This is a genomic window from Nitrosomonas sp. (assembly GCF_020852615.1).
In the GTDB taxonomy this organism is placed as follows: Bacteria; Pseudomonadota; Gammaproteobacteria; order Burkholderiales; family Nitrosomonadaceae; genus Nitrosomonas.
In genome coordinates this window covers 29,802-49,127 of record NZ_JADZAJ010000030.1, presented here as the reverse complement: position 1 = coordinate 49,127, position 19,326 = coordinate 29,802, and the positions used below count along the sequence as shown (strand labels likewise).

General features: G+C 48.7%; 18 protein-coding genes. 16 read left to right on the top strand and 2 right to left on the bottom strand.

Annotated elements, in window-relative coordinates; translation table 11 throughout:
- The first annotated feature begins 1 nt into the window (after position 1).
- The 16 genes from IT527_RS06925 (at position 2) to ilvA (ending at position 17,213) form a co-directional block, all read left to right on the top strand.
- The gene (locus tag IT527_RS06925) at positions 2-133 is read left to right on the top strand and encodes an entericidin A/B family lipoprotein (protein WP_363278104.1); all 132 of its coding nucleotides are present in this window, start codon (positions 2-4) and stop codon (positions 131-133) included.
- A 5-nt stretch (positions 134-138) separates the two neighbouring features.
- Positions 139-798, top strand: a complete 660-nt coding sequence (gene leuD / locus IT527_RS06920) for a 3-isopropylmalate dehydratase small subunit (protein ID WP_292967800.1) — start codon at positions 139-141, stop codon at positions 796-798.
- A 2-nt stretch (positions 799-800) separates the two neighbouring features.
- The gene (leuB, locus tag IT527_RS06915) at positions 801-1,871 is read left to right on the top strand and encodes a 3-isopropylmalate dehydrogenase (protein WP_292967799.1); all 1,071 of its coding nucleotides are present in this window, start codon (positions 801-803) and stop codon (positions 1,869-1,871) included.
- Positions 1,872-1,995: 124 nt separating this feature from the next.
- Complete coding sequence (gene asd / locus IT527_RS06910) at positions 1,996-3,117, top strand: aspartate-semialdehyde dehydrogenase (RefSeq protein ID WP_292967798.1); 1,122 nt, start codon at positions 1,996-1,998, stop codon at positions 3,115-3,117.
- 139 nt (positions 3,118-3,256) lie between these two features.
- Positions 3,257-5,602, top strand: coding sequence for a FimV/HubP family polar landmark protein (locus IT527_RS06905; protein WP_292967816.1), 2,346 nt, complete (start codon positions 3,257-3,259; stop codon positions 5,600-5,602).
- Positions 5,603-5,682: 80 nt separating this feature from the next.
- The gene (gene truA, locus IT527_RS06900; RefSeq protein WP_292967797.1) at positions 5,683-6,468 is read left to right on the top strand and encodes a tRNA pseudouridine(38-40) synthase TruA; all 786 of its coding nucleotides are present in this window, start codon (positions 5,683-5,685) and stop codon (positions 6,466-6,468) included.
- A 43-nt stretch (positions 6,469-6,511) separates the two neighbouring features.
- The gene (locus tag IT527_RS06895; protein WP_292967796.1) at positions 6,512-7,138 is read left to right on the top strand and encodes a phosphoribosylanthranilate isomerase; all 627 of its coding nucleotides are present in this window, start codon (positions 6,512-6,514) and stop codon (positions 7,136-7,138) included.
- Positions 7,125-8,324: a tryptophan synthase subunit beta gene (trpB, locus tag IT527_RS06890; protein WP_292967795.1), complete on the top strand. Its 1,200-nt coding sequence runs from the start codon at positions 7,125-7,127 to the stop codon at positions 8,322-8,324. Before IT527_RS06895 ends, trpB begins: the two co-directional genes overlap by 14 nt.
- 50 nt (positions 8,325-8,374) lie before the next feature.
- Positions 8,375-9,199 (top strand): tryptophan synthase subunit alpha, encoded by an 825-nt coding sequence (gene trpA / locus IT527_RS06885; RefSeq protein WP_292967794.1) that lies wholly within the window; start codon positions 8,375-8,377, stop codon positions 9,197-9,199.
- Between the two features lie 3 nt (positions 9,200-9,202).
- The gene (gene accD, locus IT527_RS06880) at positions 9,203-10,096 is read left to right on the top strand and encodes an acetyl-CoA carboxylase, carboxyltransferase subunit beta (protein WP_292967793.1); all 894 of its coding nucleotides are present in this window, start codon (positions 9,203-9,205) and stop codon (positions 10,094-10,096) included.
- Positions 10,097-10,251: 155 nt separating this feature from the next.
- On the top strand, positions 10,252-11,544 hold the full coding sequence (folC, locus tag IT527_RS06875; protein WP_292967792.1) for a bifunctional tetrahydrofolate synthase/dihydrofolate synthase: 1,293 nt from the start codon (positions 10,252-10,254) through the stop codon (positions 11,542-11,544).
- Positions 11,545-11,564: 20 nt separating this feature from the next.
- Complete coding sequence (locus IT527_RS06870) at positions 11,565-12,263, top strand: SPOR domain-containing protein (protein WP_292967791.1); 699 nt, start codon at positions 11,565-11,567, stop codon at positions 12,261-12,263.
- Entirely contained in the window at positions 12,260-12,760 is a 501-nt protein-coding gene (locus tag IT527_RS06865; protein ID WP_292967790.1) for a CvpA family protein, read from the top strand. The genes IT527_RS06870 and IT527_RS06865 overlap by 4 nt, the downstream gene beginning before the upstream one ends.
- A gap of 110 nt (positions 12,761-12,870) precedes the next feature.
- A complete protein-coding gene (gene purF, locus IT527_RS06860) occupies positions 12,871-14,391 on the top strand; it encodes an amidophosphoribosyltransferase (RefSeq protein ID WP_292967789.1) in 1,521 nt (506 codons plus the stop codon).
- A gap of 16 nt (positions 14,392-14,407) precedes the next feature.
- The gene (locus IT527_RS06855; RefSeq protein ID WP_292967788.1) at positions 14,408-15,589 is read left to right on the top strand and encodes an O-succinylhomoserine sulfhydrylase; all 1,182 of its coding nucleotides are present in this window, start codon (positions 14,408-14,410) and stop codon (positions 15,587-15,589) included.
- 112 nt (positions 15,590-15,701) lie between these two features.
- Positions 15,702-17,213 carry a threonine ammonia-lyase, biosynthetic gene (ilvA, locus tag IT527_RS06850; protein ID WP_292967787.1) on the top strand — a complete coding sequence of 504 codons (1,512 nt, stop codon included), beginning with the start codon at positions 15,702-15,704 and terminating at the stop codon, positions 17,211-17,213.
- A 22-nt stretch (positions 17,214-17,235) separates the two neighbouring features.
- On the opposite strand, the gene IT527_RS06845 is transcribed toward ilvA, so the two are convergent.
- Together IT527_RS06845 and IT527_RS06840 are read right to left on the bottom strand one after the other, a co-directional pair.
- Positions 17,236-18,627 (bottom strand): sensor histidine kinase, encoded by a 1,392-nt coding sequence (locus IT527_RS06845; RefSeq protein WP_292967786.1) that lies wholly within the window; start codon positions 18,625-18,627, stop codon positions 17,236-17,238.
- The gene (locus IT527_RS06840) at positions 18,614-19,285 is read right to left on the bottom strand and encodes a response regulator transcription factor (RefSeq protein ID WP_292967785.1); all 672 of its coding nucleotides are present in this window, start codon (positions 19,283-19,285) and stop codon (positions 18,614-18,616) included. Before IT527_RS06840 ends, IT527_RS06845 begins: the two co-directional genes overlap by 14 nt.
- Between the last annotated feature and the right edge of the window lie 41 nt (positions 19,286-19,326).

Genomic DNA, 19,326 nt, shown 5'->3' with positions numbered 1-19,326 from the left:
AATGATGAAGATGTTTTCCACATTATTTCTGGTGCTGGTAATGGCTGCTCAATTAGCTGCCTGCAATACCATGCAGGGGTTTGGTAAAGATGTTCAGCGAGGTGGAGAGGCCATTGAAAGAGGCGCCAGATAGGCAGAATGAAAAAATTCAGGAAATTTAAGGGAATCGTTGCGCCGCTGGATCGTGCAAATGTGGATACGGATGCGATTATCCCCAAGCAGTTTCTAAAATCAATCAAACGTTCTGGTTTTGGCCAGAATTTATTTGATGAATGGCGTTATCTTGATTACGGAGAGCCAGGCAAGGATATGTCATTGCGCCGGCTGAATCCGGATTTCATACTAAATCAGCCGCGTTACCAGGGGGCCGGAATACTGGTTACGCGTGATAATTTTGGTTGCGGATCCAGCAGGGAGCACGCGCCCTGGGCTCTGCAGGATTATGGTTTTGATGTAATTATTGCCCCTGGTTTTGCTGATATTTTCTATAACAATTGCTTCAAGATCGGCCTGCTGCCAATCATATTGGATACATCTGTTATTGACAGGCTGATCGGAGATGCGCTCGCGATAAATGGTTACCGGCTGGAGGTGGATCTGGATGCACAAACTGTAACTGCCCTGTCCGGCGAGGTTTACCGGTTTGATGTGGATCCGTTTCGCAGACATTGCCTGTTGAATGGATTGGATGAAATCGGGCTGACGTTACAACATGCCGATAAAATCAGAAAATTTGAAGCCAATCGGCGAAACGATCAGCCCTGGTTGTTTTTACAACAGGGCAGGGGCGGGCTGTAAATATGAAAATTGCACTGCTTGCCGGTGATGGTATCGGCCCTGAAATTGTGGCCCAGGCTGAACGGATACTGCTGCATTTCAGGCGGGAAGGTTTGAAGATTGAGCTTGAACCGGGTTTATTGGGTGGCTGTGCCGTGGATGCGACAGGCGAGCCTTTCCCTGATACGACACGTAAGCTCGCGGTAGAGGCGGATGCGATATTGCTGGGCGCTGTGGGTGGAGTGCAATACGATAATCTTCCACGTGAAAAACGGCCGGAGCAGGGTTTGCTGGCGATTCGGAAGGAATTGAACCTGTTTGCCAATTTACGGCCTGTTGTGTTGTATCCCGAATTGGCGAATGCTTCGACATTAAAACAGGAAGTTGTAGCCGGATTGGATATTCTGATTGTGCGTGAATTGACCGGGGATATTTATTTCGGAAAACCGCGGGGTATTGAATTCAGAGAGGGGCAGAAAGTGGGGTTCAATACGATGATCTACTCTGAATCAGAAATCAGGCGTATTGCTCATGTGGCTTTTCAGGCAGCCGGCAGACGAAATGGCAGGCTGTGCTCGGTGGATAAAATGAATGTTCTGGAATGTACCCAGCTATGGCGTGATGTGGTAACGGAAACAGCGCAGTTTTATCCGGATGTAACGCTCTCACATATGCTGGTGGACAATGCTGCAATGCAGCTGGTACGCAACCCCGGGCAGTTTGACGTAATGGTTACCGGGAATATGTTCGGTGATATTCTTTCTGACGAGGCGTCTATGTTGACAGGCTCGATCGGGATGCTTCCTTCTGCTTCTCTGGATGACAAAAACAAAGGGTTGTATGAGCCCATTCACGGATCGGCTCCTGATATCGCCGGTAAAGGAGTTGCTAACCCGTTAGCAACGATTCTGTCTGCTGCAATGATGTTGCGATACTCTTTTAATGAAGAATCAATAGCGTCACAAATTGAACATGCCGTTCAAAAAACATTGGAGCAGGGTTACCGTACCGCTGATATCTATGAAACAGGTACAAAAAAGGTGGGAACCTTGGAAATGGGAGACTGTGTTTTGGAAAATCTGCAATCCCGCTAACCTGATACTGTTTTACTTATAGCCCGGTTTTACCCCTTTCTTCTGATTTATTGATGGTATGCCGGGTAGTAAGCTGTCAAAGCTGGTATGGATAAAACTATTTTGTAAAGGCTGGGTGAATTACATGAAACGTGTTGGGTTTGTAGGCTGGCGTGGTATGGTGGGTTCTGTTCTGATGCAGCGGATGCGTGAGGAAAATGATTTTTCATTGATTGAGCCCGTATTCTTTTCAACTTCACAGGCGGGTGGAAAAGGCCCGGATATTGGTCGGGAAACGGGTGTGCTCAAGGATGCCTACGATCTTGCTGCCCTGCGTGAAATGGAGATCATCATATCCTGCCAGGGTGGGGACTATACCAGCGATGTTGTTAAGAAACTTCGGGATTCCGGCTGGCAGGGCTACTGGGTTGATGCCGCTTCCAGTCTCAGGATGAATGAGGATGCCATTATTATTCTTGATCCGGTTAATCGATCAGTTATTGATGATGCATTGAACAAGGGTGTTAAAAACTATATTGGTGGGAACTGTACGGTTAGCCTGATGCTGATGGCGGTTGGCGGGCTGTTCGATCAGGATATGGTTGAGTGGGCCAGTATCATGACTTATCAGGCGGCATCGGGTGCAGGTGCACAGAATATGCGTGAACTGTTGCAGCAAATGGGTGAAACCCATGATGTTGCAAAAGATCTGTTGAATGATCCGTCTTCCAACATATTGGATATTGATCGCAAGGTCGCTGAAAAATTACGTGATAAGGAATTTCCTGCCCGGAATTTTGGTGTGCCGCTGGCTGGAAGCCTGATTCCATGGATTGATCGTGAAGTTGCGCACGGGCAGAGCCGAGAAGAATGGAAAGGGCAGGCCGAGACCAATAAAATTTTAGGCCATGCAGATAATCCGGTCCCGGTTGATGGGATTTGCGTGCGGGTGGGCGCTATGCGCTGCCACAGCCAGGCACTGACAATCAAGCTGAAGGAGGATATTCCGCTGGAAAAAATTGAGGAAATTATTGCTGCGTCTAATAAATGGGTTCATGTTATTCCTAACGAAAGAGAAGCCACTACCAGGGAACTGACTCCGGTAGCTGTTACCGGAAAACTGGATATTCATGTTGGCCGCATACGCAAATTGAATATGGGAGGTGAATATCTCTCTGTTTTCACAGTAGGAGATCAGTTATTATGGGGCGCTGCAGAACCATTGCGCAGAATGTTGCGTATCCTGGTCGAAGATAAGGCAGCATAAATCTTTCAAAGGTTTTTTGGTTTTTATGTTGATTCAATTACTGATAAAAGCAGTTGGCAGTATTTCTGCAGGGCTGCTGTTTTCTGGATTCTTGAATCAAGGGATTCGGATAACGTCAAGGAGTGTTTGTGTGAAGATAATGAATTTCAGCGTTAAGAAGGTATCTCCTTACGTTTTATACAAAACGTTATTCCTGGCCGGCATATTCACGTCTGTCTCTATTGCCCAGGCAGCCGGCCTGGGAAAGCTGAATGTAAGCTCATATCTTGGCCAACCTTTAAAAGCAGAAATAGTGCTGGAATCTGTGACTGACAAAGAGGTTGATACATTAGCAGCCAAACTTGCCTCACCCAGGATTTTTCAAAAAGCGGGTATCAATCTTGCCCCCTACCATGCAACCCTGTCTGTTGCTGTAGAAAAACGAACAGACGGACAGCCTTACATACGCGTGACTTCATCTCAGGCGATTAGCGAACCTTTCCTGAAGCTGCTGATTGAGCTTCATTCATCCTCAGGGCGTATGTTGCGTGAGTACAATGTACTGCTTGATCCTGCAGATACCCGAAAACCGACTGTGGCGGCCCCGGTTGTGCAGTCCGCCGCCAGCAAGTCTGCTGAATCTGCGTCGATTGATGTTCCAGAGGAGATCCGGCACCCTGCTAAAGCTGAAAAACAGTCACCAGCATCTCGAATAAAACCGGCAGCTCAGGATGGCAATACATACGGACCGGTTATGCATGGTGATACATTAAGCAGAATTGCAAGACAGGTGTCGCCTGATGGAATTAACCTTAATCAGATGCTGGTTGCCCTGTACCGTGCCAACAGGGATGCATTCCTTGAAAAGAATATGAACCTGCTCAAGGTTGGCGTTATTCTGCGCATTCCTGATGAAAGCGAAATTACTTCCATTACCACAAGAGAAGCTTCCCGCGAAGTAACGGTACAAAAAGAAAACTGGGAGGATTATCGCCAGAAAATTGCAGAGTTGGCTGGCGGCACGCCCGGCAAGAGCAAGAATAAGCTGGAGCAATCTCAATCAGGGAAAATTACAACTGTTACTGAAGAATCCGCTGGTGCAGGGGCAGGGAAACCTGAGGAAGTACTGATTCTCTCAAAAGGAGAGTTGCTGGATGACAGCCATACATCTGATAAACATGCGGATAATAAGACTGCCCAGAATTATTTGCACATGATGGAAGAAGATGCGATCGCAAAAGAGCGGGCGCTGCATGAAGCAAATGAGAGAGTGGCTATTCTGGAACAGAATGTTGCCAAATTACAGCGTTTGTTAGAACTGAAAGGTGAAGCAGCTGAAAATAAAGCCGGGCCGGAATCAGCAGAGGCTAAGCCTATTCCCGGCCTTCAGCCTGCCCCAATAGGGGTTGAACAAACCGGATCTGCAACTGAAACTGCAGAGCCAGCAGTTCATGCGCCAGAAAAATCAGCGCTGCCTGTTACCATTCCTGTACAGCCGGTAAACCCGGCACCATCGGCGAAACCACTACAACCGGCCAATTCTGGACCGGAAGAGCCTGCTCTGATGGATACACTGGTCGGGTTTGTTACAGAAAATACTGAATGGGCTGCAGGTGGTATAGCAGCACTGCTGGTACTGGTGCTGGGAGCTTCGGTGATTCGTCGCAGAAAGGCACAGGCGGATGATACAGATGCCGAAGATGATATTTATGATTATGACGACAAGGCTAGTAATTCAGCAGACGCAGGGGTAACTGCAATCACATCTTCAGATCCGGGAAGTGCGATCGAATTGAATGAGCAAGCGGTTCATTTAACGGAACAGGAAAATGTTAATTCAGCCGACAGCCATACTGATATTGCCCCGGGGGTGTTTTTTAGTGGCAGGCAGGATGAGGCGACTGATGAAAATTTCTTCCTTGATCCGGATTCAGATAACCCGGCCCTGCAAGAGGATAATTCAACATTTAACGAATTGGATCATGAAATCAGGATTAGCACAGCTGAATCTGAGCAAACTCAATACGGAAGCGATGCTGCTGAATCAGAAAAAGACGATCAGAACACGAATACCGGTATAGGTGAACAGTGGATTTTTACTGTTCCTGATATGAGCCAGGAAGGCAAGACAGACGCAGTACAGACGCAGAATGTTATTGAAGGGTTTGCTGCACCGCATGGTGAGCACCAAATTGATTTTGATCTGCATCTGCCGGGTGATCAAGAACCTGGTGTGGTAAGTGAATTGTCAGATATCAGTGCCAGCCTGGCAAATATTGACCTTGATCTGGGAGATGGGGCGGATACGAAACGTCAACCCGCGAAAGAATATTCTGAGGCAGAGGAAATGCAGTGGCAGGAAGTGGCAACCAAGCTTGATCTGGCCAGGGCCTACCTTGAAATGGATGATCAGGAGGGTGCCAGGGAAATTCTTGAAGAAGTCTTGCGTGAAGGCGATGATGAGCAACAGTTGACAGCGCGTTCCATGCTGGAAAAAACAGGTTGACAGCCCGGTTTTTAAGAAAGACCGGAATTTGTATGATAAAAAATATTGCGGCATTGTCCGGAGGATAAAAACCTTTACTCGTGAAAATTGCCTTAGCGCTGGAATACAATGGCTGTGGTTATTATGGCTGGCAAAAACAGCCTGGCCATATCACTGTACAGAGTCAACTGGAAAAAGCATTATCAGGAGTTGCAGGCGAAAAAATACAGGCTGTTGCAGCGGGAAGGACGGATACCGGGGTACATGCGCTGTGTCAGGTGGTACATTTTGAGACTCAGGCAAAACGGCCCCTGACTGCCTGGGTAAGAGGTACAAATGCGCTTTTGCCGGGTGACATCTCGGTTCTGAATGCTTTCGAAGTGAGTGACGATTTTCATGCCAGATTTAGTGCAACTGAGCGCACCTACTTGTATTATCTGTTGAGCCGTTCGGCTCGTCCCGGGGTAAATCATGGAAAGATCGGCTGGGTACATTACCCGCTTGATCTGGAAAAAATGAGAATAGCAGCAGGGTTGTTAACGGGTGAGTATGATTTCAGTGCTTTCCGCTCGTCAGAGTGTCAGGCAAAAACTGCTGTGCGGCAACTGACCCGGTTGAGCATTGTCCGGCACCGGCAATATTTTATCTTCGAATTTCGTGCCAATGCATTCCTGCATCATATGGTTCGAAATATCCTTGGCGCACTGGTTTATGTGGGGCAGGAGAAATACCCTCCTGAATGGGTGCAGATGCTCCTGGAAAAGCGGGATCGAGCACTTGCCGCGCCAACCTTCTCTCCCAATGGGCTGTATCTGTCCGGGGTCCGGTACGATGCCAGATGGAATCTGGCTGTTTCTGGCGTTACCCGGCCAATCGATACCCTGTAAGACACATTATTTAATCAGAAAATTACTATCAGAGGGAAATTGAGTGCGTGTCCGTGTCAAAATATGCGGTATTACTCGCCTGGAAGATGCCATGGCTGCTGTGCAGCATGGAGCAGATGCGATTGGTTTTATTTTGTGGTCACAGAGTGAGCGGTATATTTCACCGGAAGAGGCAGGTCGAATTGTGAAACATCTGCCTCCATTCGTGCAGGCAGTAGGGGTTTATGTTAATCCTGATAAATCATGGGTGGATACTACAAGTACAGTTGCCGGGCTTGATCTTTTGCAGTTTCATGGTGAAGAAGCTCCTGATTTTTGTAATCAGTTCTGTCTGCCGTATATCAAGGCTGTCCGTGTCCGGAACGGGTTGAATTTGCTACAATATGCGCAGCAATACGAAGGGGCAAGGGGGGTATTGCTGGATACCTATACAACAGGAATACCGGGAGGGACGGGGCACGTTTTCGACTGGAAGCTGATTCCTGCAGAGTTACCGTTGCCGTGGGTACTGTCAGGTGGTCTGCACCCGGATAATGTTGCCGATGCAATTATTCAGACGCATCCATCGGCAATTGATGTTTCAAGTGGCGTTGAAGCGGCCAGGGGCATCAAGGATGCGAATAAGATTTCTGCTTTTATGCAAGGAGTAAGATCTTGTGAAGACGTATGATCTTCCCGATAAGCGCGGTCATTTTGGCCCATATGGCGGTACGTTCGTTGCAGAAACCCTGATTTCTGCATTGGATGAGCTTTGTACGAAGTATGAATATTATCGTGATGATGCCGAGTTTCAGGCCGAATTTTTTCATGAACTTAAGCATTATGTAGGTCGCCCCAGTCCTGTTTATCATGCCAGACGCTGGTCAGCGTATTTGGGTGGCGCACAGATTCTGCTGAAACGCGAAGATCTGAATCACACGGGTGCGCATAAAATAAACAATACAGTTGGTCAGGCACTGCTTGCACGACGCATGGGGAAGAGCCGTATCATTGCTGAAACAGGTGCCGGTCAGCACGGTGTGGCAAGTGCCACCGTTGCTGCACGTTACGGAATGGAATGTGTTGTTTACATGGGTTCCGAAGATGTCAAACGGCAGGCAACCAACGTTTACCGTATGAAGTTGCTCGGCGCTACGGTTATTCCGGTGGACTCCGGCTCACGCACGCTTAAAGATGCGTTGAACGAAGCTATGCGTGACTGGGTTACCAATGTAAATAACACTTACTACATTATTGGAACAGTTGCGGGTCCGCACCCTTATCCGATGATGGTCAGGGATTTCCAGGCAATTATTGGTAACGAAGCAAAAAAACAAATGCTGGAGGAATACGGCAGGCAGCCGGATGCTTTAATTGCCTGTGTGGGAGGAGGATCTAATGCCATTGGCCTGTTCTATCCCTATATTGGCGAAGAAAATGTACGAATGATTGGTGTGGAAGCAGCCGGTAAAGGGATTGATACACAGGAGCATGCTGCTACCCTGGTAACGGGCAGGCCGGGTGTATTGCATGGTAATCGTACTTATCTGATACAGGATGAAAACGGTCAAATTATTGAGACTCATTCGATCTCTGCCGGTCTGGATTATCCGGGAGTGGGGCCCGAGCATGCATGGTTAAAAGATTGTGGCCGAGCTGAATATGTGGCCGTAACAGATGATGAGGCACTGGCTGCATTTCACGCGCTGTGCCGGTTTGAGGGCATCATCCCCGCACTGGAATCCAGTCATGCCCTGGCATATGCGGCAAAGCTGGCACCAACGCTTAATAAAAACCAGCTGCTCCTGGTAAATTTATCGGGTCGTGGGGATAAAGATATGATAACGGTGGCACAGCAATCAGGTATTACGCTCTAAACGAGCTTAATCCGTTTTTCCAACCTTGAGTTCTTCAGATTGTCAGTTAAATGAATCGTATCGAATCTGTTTTTTCCCGACTTAAATCACAAAATCGAGCTGCCCTTATTCCTTTCATTACGGCCGGTGATCCGGATTCAGCTGCAACAGTCGCCCTGATGCACCGACTGACACAGGCTGGAGTGGATTTGATTGAGCTGGGAGTGCCGTTTTCTGATCCTATGGCAGATGGTCCAACTATCCAGCGTTCTTCAGAGCGCGCGCTGAAGCATCACATCAGTTTGAAAGATGTGTTTGCAATAGTGGCTGAATTTAGAAAAACAAATCAAAATACTCCTGTAGTTCTAATGGGATACGCTAACCCGATAGAGGCGATGGGTCATGAAAATTTTGCGCAGGCTGCAAGCCATGCCGGGGTCGATGGTGTACTCGTTGTTGATTACCCGCCGGAAGAATGTGCTGAATGGGTGGCACACTTAAAAGCGCAGCATATTGATCCAATTTTTCTGTTATCTCCAACAACACCGGAGTCGCGAATCAAACAGGTCGCGGAGCTTGCCAGAGGGTATGTTTATTATGTTTCCCTGAAAGGGGTGACAGGTGCGTCACATCTTGATCTGCAGGAGGTTGGCAATAGACTGTCACAACTTCGGGCCCATATCAAAATACCGATCGGAGTAGGATTTGGCATAAGGGATGAGCAGACCGCCCGCAGTATTGCTGAACAGGCAGATGCAGTCGTTATAGGCAGCCGCATCGTGGAAGAAATCGAACATTCTTCAAAAACGGACCTGCTGATGAATGTGGGTGCTTTGGTTGAATCCCTGCGACGTGCTGTCGATACCAGATCCAATTCTTCTGCTACAGGGAAATAATATATGAGCTGGTTTGAAAGCATCATTCCACCCAAAATCAAACGTAAAGAAAACGGTGAGAAGAAAGCTGTTCCTGAAGGGTTGTGGAGCAAGTGTGCCAACTGCGAGGCCGTTCTCTATTACACAGATCTGGCAAAAAATCTGAATGTATGCCCGAAATGCGGCCATCATAATCGTATTTCGGCGCGCAAACGGCTTGAGTTTTTACTGGATCCTCGGGATCGTCATGAAATCGGGGCGGATGTCGTGCCGCAGGATCTTTTGAAATTCCGCGACAGTAAGCGGTATACAGACAGACTGAATGATGCTCTTGAAGCAACTGGCGAATCTGATTCGCTCGTGGTCATGCGCGGGAATATTAAATCAGTCCCGGTTGTTGCTGCTGTTTTCGAATTTGGTTTCATGGGAGGGTCAATGGGATCCGTGGTTGGCGAACGTTTTGTACGCGCCATAAAAGCCTGTGTGACACATCACCTTCCTTTTATCTGTTTCAGCGCAAGTGGTGGGGCCCGTATGCAGGAGGGTTTGTTTTCATTAATGCAAATGGCGAAAACAACTGCCGCACTGGAGCAGTTAAGCCGGGAGAAACTGCCTTTTATCTCGGTATTGACAGACCCCACGATGGGGGGAGTTTCTGCCAGTTTTGCATTTATTGGAGATGTTGTCATTGCAGAGCCCGAAGCATTGATCGGCTTTGCCGGGCCGCGCGTCATTGAACAGACCGTCCGTCAGACATTACCGGAAGGCTTTCAGCGAGCAGAATTTTTATTAGAACACGGTGCCATTGATCTGATAGTTGATCGCCGTGAAATGCGAAATCGACTGGCAAATCTCTGCACTTTACTGATGCGTACCCAGGCGCCTGCATTACAGCTCACCATGCCTACAGAAGCCTGATACCACGTTTATTGTTGCTCTGGCACAAATGTATTCTGATTTTTTTCCTGAAGTCTGCAAATTTTTTGACTGACTGCCATGTCAACCGCAGGTGATCGTGTAAGTCTGTTGCCTGTTAATATGACCGCTGTTTTCATTCCATTTGGTCAGAATTAATGATGGATATCCGGCTGTCAACCCTTGAGGATTGGTTAAGTTACCTCGAAAAACTTCACCCTAAAACAATCGATATGGGTCTGGAGCGGGTAAAAAAAGTAAGGGATACGCTGGGATTAAAGCCGGAATTTCCTGTTATTACCGTTGCCGGTACAAATGGCAAGGGTTCTGTCTGTACAATGCTTGAATCAATTCTCAACCATGCATCCTATCGGGTGGGGTGTTATACCTCGCCGCACTTGTTGCGTTATAACGAGCGGATCAGGATTAGTCAGCGTGAAATCAGCGATGAAGCCTTGTGTGAGGTATTTGCAGAGATCGAAGCTGCTCGCGAATTAACGCATACAACACTCACTTACTTTGAATTTGGCACTTTGGCTGCCATGCTGTTATTTCTGCGATCCCGTATTGATGTGGCAATCCTGGAAGTCGGGTTGGGCGGTCGCCTGGATGCGGTTAATGTTTTTGATGCCGACTGCGCGATTCTGACCAGTATTGATCTGGATCACATGGAGTATCTTGGGACTACCCGAGAAGCTATTGGTCAGGAAAAGATCGGGATTTTCAGGGAGAACAGGCCGGCGATCTGTGCTGAACCGGAGATACCGGGCAGTCTGTACAAAAAAATGCTGGCGACAAACGCTAACTTGTATTGTATCGGTGAAGCTTTTAGCTACGTTGCTGATAATCAGCAATGGTGTTACCGGGGAATTTCCGGACACCGCCAGAATTTACCCTTGCCGGCCTTAAAGGGACGTTACCAGCTGCAAAACGCGAGTGCAGTTTTGGCAGCGTTGGAAACCCTGGAAGAAACTTTGCCGGTTCCAATGGATGCCGTCCGGCGAGGGTTGGTTGATACTGCTTTACCGGGCAGATTTCAAATGATTTCGGCACGTCCGATAATCATTCTGGATGTGGCACATAATCCGGCAGCAGCGCGTAAGTTATCCGCCAGTCTGGAAAGCATGCCTGTAAAGGGGTGCACTTATGCTGTGGCAGGGATGCTCGGTGATAAGGATATGACTGGTACGCTGGGTGCTTTAAAAAAAAATATTGATTACTGGCTGATTGCCAGGCTGGACGTGGCGAGAGGTGCATCCGAGGATGAAATGATGCAGGCCCTGAAAGAGGCAGGTATTGAGCAGAAAGATATTTTGTACACATTCCAGAACGTGTGGAGTGCCTACGTTTACGCACGTGATCACGCTGGTGATAATGATAGAATATGCGTGTTTGGGTCGTTTTACACCGTTAGCTCGGTGATGAGGGGTCTTGAAGGATTACATTCTTAAAGGTAAGCGGATAAGTAAAAATGGTTAAAAATGTCAGCGAAGAAGAAATCCTCCTGAGAAAGCGCGCCAGAAGGCGCCTTATTGGTGCTATCACTTTCGTGATTCTGTCAGTTGTTTTTTTACCCATGATTCTTGATGATGCACCTCAGCAGGAAGAGCAGCAGATTGATATTAAAATTCCTTCTGAAGAATTAACAGCAGAAGCTTATCCCTGGATGACCCCGGAAAGTGCTCCAGTACCTGATACTGATGAAGCTGAGATAGCACCTGATCCTGATAAACCACAACCTTTCAGTGATTCAGAACTCCCGGGAAAATCCAAAAATATAAAATCGGGCAATGAGGGCGTGGATAGCATGCCGGTTCCGGCACGCAAGCCTGCATTCGTAAAATCTGCTCCGGTAGTGCAGGAAAAAGCTCCTGCCCTTCAAGAAAAATCACCTGTTGTGCAGGAGAAAGCCCCCGTCAGTAATACAGCAAAAGTACAGGAAGGCGCATTCGTTATACAGCTGGGTGCATTTTCCGATGTGGCCAAAGCCAGGCAGCAGCAGCAAAATCTTGTTGCAAACGGGATCAGGGCCTACACCGAGACAATCAGGGTCGGAAGCAGTGAGATGACCCGTGTACGTATTGGTCCGTTTACCACACGTGAAGCAGCTGAAGCAGAGCATGAGCGGTTGAAAAAAACCGGTTTGAGTGGAGTTGTGACAACTAAATGACCGTCTTTGACTACGCAGTTATTGGCATTGTGGCTTTCTCGGCTTTGCTGAGTATTACGCGTGGTTTGGTACATGAAATTGTGTCATTGCTTGCCTGGGTCGTTGCATTTTTTACAGCCAGCCGTTATTCAGTAAACGTGGCACCGTTATTATCCGGGCTGATTGAAAATGAATCCATGCGCATGCTGGCTGCATTCAGTGCGACTTTTTTTATAGCGCTCCTGATAACGATGCTGGTATCCCAGCTGTTATCTGCATTGGTAAAGGGGGTAGGACTCGGCCTGATAGATAGAATGCTGGGGGCGTTATTTGGGGTGGCACGCGGACTGGTGATAGTGCTGTTCCTGATGACAGCAGCCGGGTTTACGCCATTGCCGCAACAACCTTTCTGGAAACAGGCGGTATTGAGTGAACCTCTTGAGATACTGACCGCAGACATCATTCCCTGGCTGCCACAGGATTTCAAAAATCTTATTGGTTTTGGCAGGGCGGGCTAGCGTATTTTTCAGGTTTGCCGGACAGAAGTTTTATACCCTGTAGCTGATGCGGATACGGGGAGTTTTGGTTTCGTAAAATTTTTATAATCCACTTTTTCAGCGAGCTCGCTATGTGTGGAATTCTAGGTGTGGTTGCCCGATCACCTGCTAATCAGCTGCTTTACGATGGCTTGCTCATGCTGCAGCATCGTGGCCAGGATGCTGCCGGTATCGTTACAGCACAAGGTAACAGTTTTCATATGCATAAAGGGCTTGGCCTGGTACGGGATGTTTTTCGTACCCGGGATATGCGGGCGCTACCCGGAAATATGGGTATTGGACATGTACGCTATCCCACCTCAGGATCTTCAACTTCACCGGCAGAAGCACAACCTTTTTACGTAAACTCTCCATTTGGTATTGTACTGGCCCATAACGGCAATCTGACCAATGCAGAGACGCTCAATCAGGAGCTGTTTCTTTCCGATCGACGGCATGTCAATACACATTCCGACTCGGAAGTGCTGCTGAACGTGCTGGCACATGAGCTGCAGGAACGAACAACCGGTTATCAGCTTGATCCGGCTGAAATTTTTTCAGCCGTGGCCGGTGTTCATGAGCGCTGCCAGGGAGCGTACGCTGTTATTGCCATGATTGCCGGCTATGGACTGCTTGCATTTCGTGATCCTTACGGAATCAGGCCGCTGGTATTCGGTTCCGTTGAAACGGATGCCGGAGCCGAATACATGGTGGCTTCCGAAAGTGTTGCGCTGGATACAATGGGATTTCGCCTTATTCGCGATGTGGTTCCCGGGGAAGCTGTTTTTATTGATATGGACGGGCAATTTTATAGTCAGCAGTGTGCTGCCCGATCCAGCCTGAATCCCTGTATTTTTGAATACGTTTATCTCGCTCGACCTGATTCCATGCTGGATGGTCTTTCAGTTTATGAGACCCGCCTTAATATGGGAGTGAATCTGGCAGATAAAATCAGTACTGATATGAAGCATCTGGATATTGATGTCGTCATTCCGATTCCTGAATCCAGCCGGCCCAGTGCCTTGCAACTTGCCAATCGCCTTGGCATCAGTTTCAGAGAAGGATTTGTCAAAAATCGCTATGTGGGCAGAACTTTTATCATGCCGGGCCAGCAGCAGCGCCGGAAATCAGTCCGGCAAAAACTGAATGCGATTGAAATTGAGTTTCGTGGCAAGAATGTTCTGCTGGTTGATGATTCCATTGTGCGCGGGACAACCAGCCGGGAAATTGTCCTGATGGCACGTGAGGCGGGAGCCAATAAAATTTATTTTGCTTCAGCTGCGCCGCCGGTACGCTTTCCTAATGTCTATGGTATTGATATGCCAACCCGCCAGGAGCTGATTGCAACAAACCGTACCGATAAGGAAATCTGCCGTGAGATTGGTGCAGATTATCTGATCTATCAGGATCTGGATGCACTCAAACAGGCGATTATCCGGATTGATCCACATATCAGAAATTTTGAAACCTCCTGCTTTGACGGGCGATATATCGCAGGTAATATCACACAGGAATATCTTTACAGGATAGAGTCACAGCGCAATAACCCCGGTTTATCCCAGGGAGAGCGTACCACCCAGCTTGATTTAACCCTGTCGTCAATGGATCAGTAATATAAAAAAAACAACTATGAATGATGAATTAGACCCGGAAACACTGGCCATACATACAGGTATACACCGCAGCCAGTTTAATGAACACTCGGAAGCGCTTTATCTGACTTCAAGTTTCGTATTCGGCAGTGCCGAGCAGGCCGCAGCGCGCTTCTCAGGGCAGGAGCCCGGCAATATCTATTCGCGCTTTACCAATCCGACTGTAACAGCCATGCAGGAACGGCTGGCTGTTCTGGAAGGTGCAGAGGCCTGTATTGCAACATCAACCGGTATGTCTGCGATTCTTACCTGTGTAATGGGCCTGTTATCCGCCGGGGATCATATTGTCGCTTCACGCAGCCTGTTCGGATCTACCGTTAGTCTGTTCAGCAATATTCTCAGTCGCTTCAATATCCAAACAACCTTTGTTTCAGCCACTGACCCCGCTGAATGGCAGGCTGCAGTCAAATCCGGCACCCGGTTGTTTTTTCTGGAAACACCCTCCAACCCGTTAACTGAAATTTCTGATATTGCCGCACTGGCAGAAATCGCCAAACGAGCTGGGGCGTGGCTGGCTGTCGATAACTGTTTCTGTACCCCGGTCATACAGCAACCGCTCAAGCTGGGGGCAGATCTGGTAATCCACTCGGCTACAAAATATTTGGATGGACAGGGCCGGGTGCTGGGAGGAGCAATCCTGGGAAAACGCGATTTACTGATGGACAGCGGGATTTTCAGTTTTTTGCGAACAGCCGGCCCGTCTCTGAGTGCATTTAATGCCTGGATTATTTTAAAAGGACTGGAAACATTAAATCTCAGAGTGAAGGCACATTCTGATCATGCTTTGGAAATGGCGCGCTGGCTGGAAGCGCATCCCCGGATAGAGCGGGTGTTTTACCCCGGTCTGTCATCACATCCACAGCATGAACTGGCAATGCGTCAGCAAAAAACAGGTGGAGGTATCGTTTCATTTGAGGTGAAAGGTGGCAGGGAAGCCGCCTGGCGTGTAATCAACGCAGCCAGGGTGATATCGATTACCGCAAATCTGGGAGATGCCAAAAGTACACTGACTCACCCGGCGACTACAACCCATGGGCGCATCAGCCAGGAAGCCCGTGAAGCTGCCGGAATCCGGGATGGTTTGCTGCGCCTTGCCGTTGGCCTGGAATCACCGGATGATCTCAAAGCTGATCTTGCTCGCGGACTGCAACAGGCCTGACGTTTGTGATAACCGATCACAAACCGGGTTCATTTCTCATCAGAATCTGATACAGATACAAAAAACAGTTTTTTTCTCCGTACGACGCTGAACACCTCCAGGCATTCATAACATGGCAAATGACTACCTTGAAAGAATACTGACTGCGCATGTTTATGATGTTGCCAGCGAGACGCCGCTGGACTCTGCTCCATCGCTGTCTGCCCGAATTCATAACCGGGTATTACTGAAAAGAGAAGACATGCAGCAGGTTTTCTCATTCAAGTTGCGCGGCGCGTATAACAAGATGGCCAGGCTTGCTCCTGATGTGCTGCAGCAGGGGGTGGTTGCGGCTTCGGCGGGAAATCATGCGCAGGGCGTGGCGCTGGCTGCACAGAAACTGGGTTGTTCCGCCACGATTGTCATGCCGGCAACAACACCGCAAATCAAAATTAATGCCGTGATGGCAATGGGTGCAGCCGTGCTGCTGCAAGGGGATTCTTACAATGATGCCTATGAATATGCCCGGAACCTTGCTGAAGAAAAAGGGGTTGCATTTGTTCATCCTTACGATGATCCGGATGTAATTGCCGGGCAGGGTACGATTGCCATGGAAATCCTGCGCCAGCATCCGGGCAAAATTCACGCTATTTTTGTACCAATAGGTGGTGGCGGGCTGATTTCAGGTATTGCTGCGTATGTGAAACGATTGCGCCCGGATATCAGAATTATTGGGGTGGAGCCTGTTGATTCAAATGCCATGTATCTCTCTTTGCAGGAGGGGCGTCGTGTTGAACTTCCGCAAGTGGGTTTGTTTGCCGATGGGGTAGCCGTTCGCCTGGTTGGTGAGGAAACTTTCCGGCTGTGCCGCGAACTGGTGGATGAAATCATACTGGTAGATTCAGATGCAATTTGTGCGGCCATCAAGGATATTTTCGAGGATACGCGTTCTATCGTTGAACCTTCCGGAGCACTTTCAGTTGCCGGGCTAAAGCTGTATACCCGGCAAAAAAACATAATGCATGAAACCCTGGTTGCAGTTGCCTCCGGTGCAAACATGAATTTTGATCGCCTGCGTCATGTTTCTGAGCGGGCTGAGCTGGGTGAACAGCGTGAAGCGGTATTTGCCGTGACGATTCCGGAAAAACCGGGAAGCTTCAAAAAATTCTGTAACCTGCTGGGAGCTCGTAATATTACAGAATTCAATTATCGCTATGCAGATCCCAGGATGGCTCATGTTTTTGTAGGTGTGTCAGTGCGTAATCGTGAAGAGTCACAGCACCTGATCCGGATACTGCGGGAAAACGATCTGAGAACCGAGGATATGACCGATAACGAAATGGCCAAGCTGCACATCCGCCATATGGTGGGCGGGCGTTCCCGGGGGGTTGAACATGAAATCCTGTATCGCTTCGAATTTCCGGATCGCCCTGGTGCGCTGATGAATTTTCTGAATAACATGAGCGATCACTGGAATATCAGTTTATTTCACTATCGCAATCATGGCGCTGATTTTGGCCGTGTCCTGATAGGTATACAAGTCTCGCCGGAAGAAAAACAGACATTTAATCTGTTTCTCGATAAATTGGGCTACAACTTCTGGGATGAGAGCAGCAACCCCGCTTACCGGCTTTTTCTCGCCTGATTGTCCGGTAATTTTTTCGGTGTCAGACCGCTGTTACAGCTGGAATTTCAACCGTTACACATAATCCGGTATTTTGTGGTGCCGCGGCAAGTGTCAGACGTCCGCCATGCAGTTTGAGAATCTCCTGCGCGATGGCTAATCCCAGACCGCTCCCTTCAGTACTGACTTCAACTCCCCGATAGAAACGCTCCAGAACGTGCTCCCTTTCGGCTTCAGGGATCCCCGGGCCATTGTCCGTGATAATCAGGATCACGCTTTCATCAGCGTACTGGGCAACAATCTCGATTTTTCCATCTGCCTGTGTATAGCGGATGGCATTATCAACCAGATTAGCCAGCATTTCGAACAGGAGCTGCCGGTTTCCGCGTATCGCCGGCATGTCATCTGCAATGCTGACACTGACTTCGATATGTTTATCCAGCGCAGCCGGTACATATTCGGCAACAACATCTTCGACCCATTCACCCACTCCAAATCGGGTGAATTTTGTTGTATCCGTCAATCCGGCTTCGGCCCGGCTCAGATTAAGCAACTGATTGGCCAGGCGGGAAAGACGGGCTGAAGCGGCTGCCAGTTTTATAACAAAAGTATGCAAATCTTTTGCATCGGCTCGCAGAGCAAGCTCGGCCTGGGTGCGCAGGACAGTGATGGGAGTGCGTAACTGGTGAGTGGCATCCGCAATAAAACGTTGCTGTGTTGTAATCGTCCGGCCTAAACGCATCATCAGATCATTGATGACACGTACCTGTTCACAGACCTCCACCGGTAATCCGGTTTCATCCAGCGGGCTTAAATCCTCGTGAGTACGCAGCGCTATCGCATCGCGTATCCGGCTCAGCGGGGCAATACCACGGCCAATACCATGCCAGACAAGCAGCACAATGCCGGTAAGAAAAAGAAACTGTGCTGCCAGCACATAGATAAGAATTTCGCGTGCGAGTGTTTCGCGTTTGTTCAATGTTTCGGCTACACGAACATAAATTTCACCCCTGTTATGTTCATTTGCAATGACATATTCCGCCAGGCGTAAATTCACTCCGTTGATAGTGTCGCTGTAAAACCGGGTTTTTTCTGGTGTTTTGCTGCTTTCCGGGTTGGGGGGCAGTTTGTGATTACCGGCCAACTGTTGCTCATGTTCATCCGAAACACTGAAATAGACCGTATCCATCTGATCGAACTCCAGCATACGGTGTGCAGCCGGTGGCAGGTTGATGTTAATCCGGTTTTGTTCAATATGAACCTGTCCGGCCAGCGTCTGCACGGTATCTTCCAGTGCCCGGTCATGGGCGAGATTGGCGAAATACAAAACGATTGCGTAGGTGGCCCAGGCCCAGATTGCGATCAGCCCCACAATGGGGAGTAATAGCCAGAGCAGCAGTCTCTGACGTAATGTCAGACGATTAAGTGGTGACATAAGGCTCAAGTAAATAGCCTAATCCGTGAATCGTACGAATGCGTACCCCTCTCGGCTCCAGCCTTTTGCGCAGCCGGTGGATATAAACCTCAATCGTATTAACACCGATTTCATTTTCCCAGTCACTGATTCTCTGGGCAAGGCGGGTTTTAATTACCACTTGTCCCGAACGCTGCATCAGCACTTCCAGAATCGCCATTTCGCGTACGGAAAAATCTGCCGGTTTGCCATCGATCAATACAATACGGCCGTCCAGGTCAAATTCCAGTGGCCCGTGAACGAGCTGCATTTTTCCACCGGATGCACGGCGAAGCAATGCTTTGATGCGGGCTTCCAGCTCCGGTAGTGCGAAAGGTTTGGTGAGGTAGTCATCGGCCCCTGTTTTAAGCCCCTGTACACGTTCACTGATGTCATCACGAGCAGACAGGACCAGAACGGGAGTGTGGTCCTGTCGGTTACGCAGGCGTTGCAGTACTTCTATGCCGTCAAGATAGGGTAAACCAAGATCAAGCACCACCAGATCGTAGGAATTAGCCAGTAATGCGTTGTCTGCCGCCTGACCATCCGACACAGGATCAACACCGTAACGCGCCAGTCGCAATGCCTGAGAAAGTGCATCGCGCAGTGCACTGTCATCTTCAACCAGAAGAATTCTCATCTCGTTATTTTTATGCTGCTTTCAGGATTTTTTAAGGAATG

What these genes read in the sequence shown, in the direction of transcription:
- IT527_RS06925 (WP_363278104.1), top strand. Translation starts at nt 2, where the DNA reads ATGATGAAGATGTTTTCCACATTATTTCTGGTGCTGGTAATGGCTGCT.
- leuD (WP_292967800.1), top strand. Translation starts at nt 139, where the DNA reads ATGAAAAAATTCAGGAAATTTAAGGGAATCGTTGCGCCGCTGGATCGT.
- leuB (WP_292967799.1), top strand. Translation starts at nt 801, where the DNA reads ATGAAAATTGCACTGCTTGCCGGTGATGGTATCGGCCCTGAAATTGTG.
- asd (WP_292967798.1), top strand. Translation starts at nt 1,996, where the DNA reads ATGAAACGTGTTGGGTTTGTAGGCTGGCGTGGTATGGTGGGTTCTGTT.
- IT527_RS06905 (WP_292967816.1), top strand. Translation starts at nt 3,257, where the DNA reads ATGAATTTCAGCGTTAAGAAGGTATCTCCTTACGTTTTATACAAAACG.
- trpA (WP_292967794.1), top strand. Translation starts at nt 8,375, where the DNA reads ATGAATCGTATCGAATCTGTTTTTTCCCGACTTAAATCACAAAATCGA.
- accD (WP_292967793.1), top strand. Translation starts at nt 9,203, where the DNA reads ATGAGCTGGTTTGAAAGCATCATTCCACCCAAAATCAAACGTAAAGAA.
- folC (WP_292967792.1), top strand. Translation starts at nt 10,252, where the DNA reads ATGATGGATATCCGGCTGTCAACCCTTGAGGATTGGTTAAGTTACCTC.
- IT527_RS06870 (WP_292967791.1), top strand. Translation starts at nt 11,565, where the DNA reads ATGGTTAAAAATGTCAGCGAAGAAGAAATCCTCCTGAGAAAGCGCGCC.
- IT527_RS06865 (WP_292967790.1), top strand. Translation starts at nt 12,260, where the DNA reads ATGACCGTCTTTGACTACGCAGTTATTGGCATTGTGGCTTTCTCGGCT.
- purF (WP_292967789.1), top strand. Translation starts at nt 12,871, where the DNA reads ATGTGTGGAATTCTAGGTGTGGTTGCCCGATCACCTGCTAATCAGCTG.
- IT527_RS06855 (WP_292967788.1), top strand. Translation starts at nt 14,408, where the DNA reads ATGAATGATGAATTAGACCCGGAAACACTGGCCATACATACAGGTATA.
- ilvA (WP_292967787.1), top strand. Translation starts at nt 15,702, where the DNA reads ATGGCAAATGACTACCTTGAAAGAATACTGACTGCGCATGTTTATGAT.
- IT527_RS06845 (WP_292967786.1), bottom strand. Translation starts at nt 18,627, where the DNA reads ATGTCACCACTTAATCGTCTGACATTACGTCAGAGACTGCTGCTCTGG.
- IT527_RS06840 (WP_292967785.1), bottom strand. Translation starts at nt 19,285, where the DNA reads ATGAGAATTCTTCTGGTTGAAGATGACAGTGCACTGCGCGATGCACTT.